Origin of the sequence: Kitasatospora sp. NPDC056531 (genome assembly GCF_042794375.1) — a bacterium.
Taxonomy (GTDB): domain Bacteria; phylum Actinomycetota; class Actinomycetes; order Streptomycetales; family Streptomycetaceae; genus Kitasatospora.
On record NZ_JBHTTU010000087.1, the window covers coordinates 21,111 to 27,715 of the forward strand.

The following is a 6,605-nucleotide window of genomic DNA, read 5'->3' on the forward strand; positions in this document are numbered from 1 at the left end:
GCTAGGTCCACATGGTGGGGGGTGGGGGGGCGGGAGGGTGGGGTGGGAGGGGGGGCGCGCACCACAGCGGGGGCGCGGGGGGGGGGGGCGCCCCACACCCCCCCCCCCCCCCCCCCGCTGCGTTCGTCCGATATCCGGTTCCTGGTGTTCCCACCACCACCATGATCCGACACTGCCACCCGGCAGCGAACCGATCTAGCGTTCTTCAAGGCGAAGGCGAGCGGCCGCGGGGACAGCGGGCCGGCTCCCGGGATTCGCCGTCCGACGAACCGGCAGACCGGTAACAACGGGGAGCAGAAGTGAAGTTGGCAGTTTCGGGCACGTATTCGTCCGGCAAGACGTTCACGGTGATGGCGCTGTCGCACCTGACCGGCATGCCGCGGACGCTGGCCAAGACCATGCGGGAGATCCTTCCCGAAGCCCTGCCGGGCAAGGCGCTCGCGGAGTGCACCCCGCCGGAGTTCCTCCAGCTGGTGATGCGCCGTCACGTCGAGCGCGCGGTGCACGAGAACCTCCTCGGCGACGGCTTCGTCTCCGACGGCTCCTCGCTGCAGGAGTGGATCTATGGCACCCTTCGGGTGCGCGCGGGCATCAACCCGAGCGCCGCCGCCCACCTCGCCGAGGGTCAAGCGGTGCCCCGGACGGCCGAGATGGACTTCTTCGAGCAGGTGATGGTCCAGTACGGCAGCGCGTTCAAGCAGCACGTCGCCAAGACCTACGACACCTTCGTGCACCTGCGCAACGAGCTGCCGATCGTGGCCGACGGCCACCGGCCGATGAACGACCAGTTCCGGCGGCTCTGCGACGAGATGCTGCTGGACAGCTTCGCGGAGATGGGCATGCCGTACCACGTGATCGGCGGCACCGTCGCCGAGCGGCTGCAGCAGATCGTCAAGCTGTTCGACCTGCCGGCGCTGATCCCCGTCGACGAGGCGATCCGGCGGGCCAAGGCCGACTACGGCGGCCAGGACCTGCGACTGGAGACCGAGCGCGTCCCCGCCGGGACCCGAGGGGCGAAGTGAGCGCCGGCGGGCGCCGGGCGGCCTTCTTCGACGTCGACGAGACGCTGACCACCGTGGTCAGCATGCTCGGCTTCCTCCGGTTCGACCTCGCCGCCCGCGGCCTGCCCGACTCGGCCTTCGACGAGGCCATGGCCAGGCTCGCCGAGGCCCGGGCCAACGGCCGGCGGGAGGAGGCCAACCTGATCTACTACCGCAACTACGCGGGCAGGCCGGAGGCCGAACTCGCCGCGCTGGGCCGGGAGTGGTTCGCCCGGGAACTCGCCGGCGGCTCGCTCTTCCACCCGCGCGCGCTGGCGGCCTTCCAGGGGCACCGGCGGCAGGGGCACCTCACCGTGCTGGTGTCCGGCTCCTTCCCGCCCTGCCTCGACCCGATCGGCCGTCACCTCGGCGCGGACCTGGTCATCTGCGCCCGGCCCACGGTCACCGACGGCGTCCACACCGGGGAGCTCCCGCACCCGATGATCGGCCGGTACAAGGCACAGGCGCTCGCCGAGGCCGCCCGCACCCACGGCCTCGACCTCGACCGCTCCTGGGCGTACGGGGACCACATCTCCGACCTGCCGCTGCTGGAGTCGGTCGGGCACCCGGTCGTGGTCGCCAACGCCGACCACGCGCTGGTGGAGCAGGCCCGCAGCCGGAGCTGGACCTGCTGGGCCGACACCCCGGCCGCGCTCCCGGCCTGACCGGCCGAAGCAGCCGACAGCCTGACCGGCCGTAGCCGTCCACGGCCTGACCCGCCGAAGCCGCCCACGGCGCCCCGACCACCCTCCCGGAGATCAGAGATGAACGACCACGAGTCCGCCGCCGCGCTGCGCAAGGAGGCCGCCGAGGTGTTCCACCGCCTCGCCGGTGACACCGCCGCCGCGCCCTGGGAGGCGCTGGACGCGACCGCCCCGGCGCTCGCCGACACCGTCGCCTTCGGCCTGGCCGAGGTGGTCGGCCGCCCCGGTCTCGACCTGCGCACCCGCCAACTGGTGACGGTCGCCGTACTGGCCGCCCTCGGTGGCTGCGAGGGCCAACTCGGCTTCCACGTCGGCGGAGCGCTGCGCAACGGTGCCACCGCCGAGGAGGTCTCCGAGACGCTCAGTCAGGTCGCGCTGTACGCCGGCGTGCCCCGGGCGATCAACGCCATGGCGGTCGCGCGCAGCGCCGTCGAGGAGTTCCACGACCGCTGACCGGACCGCAGACCCACTGCGGTCGTACTGCCGCCCCGCTGGGACCGGACCGCCGACCCGCTGAGCGGACCCCTCACCCGCTGACCCGCGGCCGCGACAAGACACACCAGACGAAAGGACCACAGATGCCCGCCGACGAGCAGCCCCCGGCCCAGCCGGACGCCGGCCGCGCCCTTGCCCCGCAGGTGCTGATCGTGGGCGCCGGGCCCATCGGCATGGCGCTGGCCTGCGAACTCCTCCAGCAGAACGTGGGCGTTCGGCTGATCGACCGCCAGGAGCGGATCGACACCAGCGACCCGCACTCCAAGGCGGTCCTGGTCTGGCCGCGCAACCTGGAGATGCTCCGGCGGATCGGCGTCGCCGACGCCCTGGTCCGGGAGGGCCGACGCACCAGCGGCCTCAGCTACTACTCCGAGGGCCGGCTGCTCGGCACCGCCGACCTCAGCACCCTCACCGACTCGCCGTACCCGTTCATCCTGGCGCTGCCGCAGCGCGACACCGAGCGCATCCTGCGCGCACGCCTCGCCGAACTCGGCGGGGTCATCGAGCGCGGGGTCGAGCTGGTCTCGCTGGACGGCTCCGGGGCCGAGCCGCGGGCGCTGCTCAAGCACCCCGACGGCACCAGCGAGACCGTCGAGCCGCGCTGGCTGGTCGGCGCGGACGGGCCCGCCAGCACCGTGCGGTCCGAACTCGGGATCCGTTTCGACGGCGAGGAGATCGACGTCACCTACGCCATCGGCGACGTCCCGATCTCCGGGGACGTGCCGCCGCTCGGCCAGTACTACTACTGCCGGGACGGCGTCGCCGCGATCGTGCCGCTGAGCAACGGCAGCTACCGCTTCGCCGCCACCACCCCGCACCGGCGCGAGGAGGACGGCAACCCCTCCCGCGAGCTGATCCAGCACATCCTCAGCTCCCGCTCCCGGCGCGACATCCAGGTCGGCACCCCGGACTGGACCCGGGCCTTCCGCCCGCGGCTCGGCATCGCCGAGACCTTCAGCAAGGGCCGGTGCTTCCTGGTGGGCGACGCCGCGCACGTGGTGAGCCCGGCCGGCGGACAGGGCCTCAACGTCGGGCTGATGGACGTCGCCAACCTCGGTTGGAAGCTGGCCGGGGTGGCCAACGGCACCCTGCGGGAATCGATCCTGGAGAGCTACGCCCCCGAGCGGCAGGCCGGTGCGACCCGCCTGTCCCGCACCTCGGCGGCCCAGGCCCGCTTCGCCCTCCAGCGCAGCGTCGGGCGGATCGCCGTGCGCGACACGCTCTTCACCGTTGCCTGCAAGACGGGGCTGGTCAGCCGGATGGTGGTGCCGCTGCTCAGTCAGATCGACGTCAGCTACGGCCGGCTCGCCACCGAGCCGATCCTGCTGCGCCACCCGCGGCCGATCGAACCGGGCCAGCGCGTCCCGATGTTCGTCGCGCCGGAGCTGGACTCGGGCATGCCGGCCATCGACCCCGCCCACTACACCGTGCTGCTCTGGCCCGGGCGGCGCCCGAAGGCCGAATGGGCGCAGCGGGCACGGCAGTTGCGCGCGAAGCTCGACCCCTCGATCACGGTGCTCGACCTCGCCCGGGTCGGCGGCGGGCCGGCCCGGACCCTCGACCGCACCTTCGGCCGGAACCCCGCCTTCGCGGTGGTCCGCCCGGACGGCCACCTCGCGCTGCTGGCCGGGGCCGACCGCCCCGACCAGGTGCTCGCCTTCCTCCGCGGCGCCCGGCCCGCCGAGCCCGTCACCGCCCCCATCGCCGCCCACTGACCGCCTGCCCACTACGGCTCCCGCACCCGTGTCCTGACGGAAGGACAGCCATGACCCCCCGAACCCCGGCCCGTGACGCGGCGCCGGCGTCGCCCCCCGAGGCCCCGAGCAGCGCCGCCGACCCCGGCGCGGGCATCGACCCCCGCCTGGTGACCCTGTTCGCCTGGGCCTGCGGTCTCGCGGTCGCCAACCTGTACTACGTGCAGCCGCTGCTCAACGGGATCGCCGACGCCTTCCGGCTCGGCAGCGGGTCGGCCTCCCTGGTCACCACCGTAGGCCAGCTCGGGTACGCGGCCGGGCTCGCCCTGCTGGTGCCGCTCGGGGACGTCACGGAACGCCGCCGGATCGTCGTGGTGATGCTCACCGTGACGGCCGTCGCCTGCGCCGCCGCCGCGGCCGCGCCCGACTTCGCCGTGCTGGTCATGGCGATGGCGGTGCTGTCCATGTGCACCGTGGTCGGGCCGATGCTGGTGGCCTTCGCGGCCACCCTGGCCGCTGCGGAGGAACGCGGGAAGGTCTCCGGGCGGGTGATGAGCGGGCTGTTGCTCGGCATCCTGTTCGCCCGGACCGGCAGCGGGCTGCTCGGCAGCTGGGCCGGCTGGCGGGCGGTCTTCGTCGCCGCCGGGGTGCTCACCCTGGCGCTGGCCGCCGTGCTGCGGCTGCGGCTGCCGAAGGTCGAGCCGGCCGTCCGGCTCTCCTACCCGGCGCTGCTCGGCTCGGTGCTGACCATCCTCCGGGAGGAGCCGGTCCTGCGGCGGCGCTGCCTGCTGGGTTTCGTCACCTTCGCCGGCTTCAACGCCTTCTGGGCCTCCGTCGCCTTCCTGCTGGCCCGGCCGCCGTACCACTTCGACGCGGCGCTGATCGGGCTGGTCGGTCTGGTCGGCGCGGTCGGGGCGTACGCGGCCCGGATCGCCGGCCGGTTCGCCGACCGGCGGCTGGACCGGCAGGCCTCCGGCGTCCTGCTGGCCGTGGTCCTCGCCAGCTGGGGACTGCTCGCCCTGAACGGCGGCCACTGGCTGATCCCCCTGCTGCTCGGGGTGGTCCTGCTCGACCTGGGCGTCCAGGGCATCCAGGTCACCAACCTCAGCGTGATCTACCGGCTGCGGGCCGACGCGCGCAGCCGGATCACCACGGCGTACACCACCACGTACTTCGTCGGCGGCTTCGCCGGATCCGCCGCCTCGGGCGCCGCCTACGCGGCGGCCGGCTGGGGCGCGGTGTGCGCGGTGGGCGCCGGTCTGGCCCTGCTGGCACTGCTGGTGTGGGCGGTCGACGCCCGCGCCGATTCGGCCGGCGCGGCCTGACCGGCCGCCGATCCCCGCGACCACCTCACGCACCACCACCCCACGCACGACCACCCCACGCACGACCACCTCACGACCACTTCACGACCACCGAACCGAACAACGACGGCCCGACCCCCGGTCCGTCACCGTAGAAAATGGGAGAACTGCCTTGACCACTCAGCGGATCCTGGTCCGTGGCGGCTGGATCGTCACGATGGACACCCAGAACCGCGAATTCCCGACGGGCGACGTGCTCATCGAGGACGGTCGGATCACCGCCGTCGGCACCGACCTCGAGCCGGCCCCCGACGCCGAGGTGATCGACGCCTCCGGCACCTTCGTCCTGCCCGGCATGGTGGACGCCCACCGGCACACCTGGCAGAGCAGCCTCCGGCAGTCCAACTCCGAGGCCTCCATCATGGAGTACGTCGGCCAGACCCTGATCGGCCTGGGCGACCAGGTCCGCCCGGAGGACGTCTACGCCGGCACCTACCTCGGCGCCCTCACCGCGCTCAACGCGGGCATCACCACGGTGCTCGACTGGGCGCACGCGATGAACTCGCCCGAGCACGCCGACGCCGCCGTCCGAGCCCTCCAGGACGCGGGCGTGCGCGCGGTGTTCGGCCACGCCTGGCCGATCGGCTCCAAGCTCGACTTCGCCGCCACCCACCCGGTCGACATCCGCCGCGTCCGCGAGCAGCTGCTGCCCTCGGACGACGGCCTGGTCACCCTGGCGATGGCCGCCAAGGGCCCGGACTACTCCGGCATCGACAACGCGGTCAAGGACTTCGCCCTCGCCCGCGAGCTCGGCATCCCGATCACCACGCACCTGTCCACCGGTCGCCCCGGCCCCGAGCACCAGGGCATCCAGCTGCTCCACCAGGCCGGCCTGCTCGGCCCGGACCTGAACCTGGCGCACGTCAACGGCGCCGAGGCCGACGCGCTCAAGCTGCTCGCCGACTCCGGCACCACCGTGTCGATCTGCCCGCAGATCGAGCTGACCATGCCCGGCCTGGGCGGCAACGTGGCGGTCCGCCGGCTGCGCACCGCGGGCGTCAACCCCGGCCTCGGCATCGACACCGAGCTGGAGTCCAGCGGCGACCTGTTCACCCAGATGCGCTTCGCGCTGGCGGCCGACCGCGCCGAGACGCCGGACGGCGAGCCGGTCCTGCCGGCCCAGGCCGTGCTGCGGATGGCGACCGTCGAGGGCGCCCGCGCCGTCCACCTCGGCGACCGGACCGGCTCCATCGAGCCCGGCAAGGCCGCCGACCTGGTGCTGGTGCGCACCGGCGACATCGACCTGGCGCCGGTCACCACCCCCGCCGAGTCGCTCGTGTTGGCCGCCCACCCCGGCAACGTGGACAC

The 6,605-nt window shown here is 73.6% G+C and carries 6 protein-coding genes; all 6 read left to right on the plus strand.

Translation table 11 applies throughout. The annotated features are described in order from the left end of the window. Window positions 1-299 precede the first annotated feature (299 nt). Window positions 300-1,022 carry an AAA family ATPase gene (locus tag ACFQ87_RS37230; protein ID WP_380615373.1) on the plus strand — a complete coding sequence of 241 codons (723 nt, stop codon included), beginning with the start codon at window positions 300-302 and terminating at the stop codon, window positions 1,020-1,022. Continuing rightward, window positions 1,019-1,705, plus strand: coding sequence for an HAD family hydrolase (locus ACFQ87_RS37235; protein ID WP_380615374.1), 687 nt, complete (start codon window positions 1,019-1,021; stop codon window positions 1,703-1,705). The genes ACFQ87_RS37230 and ACFQ87_RS37235 overlap by 4 nt, the downstream gene beginning before the upstream one ends. 99 nt (window positions 1,706-1,804) lie before the next feature. Next, window positions 1,805-2,197, plus strand: a complete 393-nt coding sequence (locus tag ACFQ87_RS37240; RefSeq protein ID WP_380615375.1) for a carboxymuconolactone decarboxylase family protein — start codon at window positions 1,805-1,807, stop codon at window positions 2,195-2,197. A gap of 125 nt (window positions 2,198-2,322) precedes the next feature. After that, window positions 2,323-3,954 (plus strand): FAD-dependent monooxygenase, encoded by a 1,632-nt coding sequence (locus ACFQ87_RS37245; RefSeq protein ID WP_380615376.1) that lies wholly within the window; start codon window positions 2,323-2,325, stop codon window positions 3,952-3,954. A 50-nt stretch (window positions 3,955-4,004) separates the two neighbouring features. After that, window positions 4,005-5,258: an MFS transporter gene (locus ACFQ87_RS37250; RefSeq protein ID WP_380615377.1), complete on the plus strand. Its 1,254-nt coding sequence runs from the start codon at window positions 4,005-4,007 to the stop codon at window positions 5,256-5,258. A 151-nt stretch (window positions 5,259-5,409) separates the two neighbouring features. Then, window positions 5,410-6,605 (plus strand): amidohydrolase family protein (locus ACFQ87_RS37255; protein ID WP_380615378.1); only part of this gene is annotated, 1,196 nt, incomplete at its 3' end.

What these genes read in the sequence shown, in the direction of transcription:
- ACFQ87_RS37245 (WP_380615376.1), top strand. Translation starts at nt 2,323, where the DNA reads ATGCCCGCCGACGAGCAGCCCCCGGCCCAGCCGGACGCCGGCCGCGCC.
- ACFQ87_RS37250 (WP_380615377.1), top strand. Translation starts at nt 4,005, where the DNA reads ATGACCCCCCGAACCCCGGCCCGTGACGCGGCGCCGGCGTCGCCCCCC.
- ACFQ87_RS37240 (WP_380615375.1), top strand. Translation starts at nt 1,805, where the DNA reads ATGAACGACCACGAGTCCGCCGCCGCGCTGCGCAAGGAGGCCGCCGAG.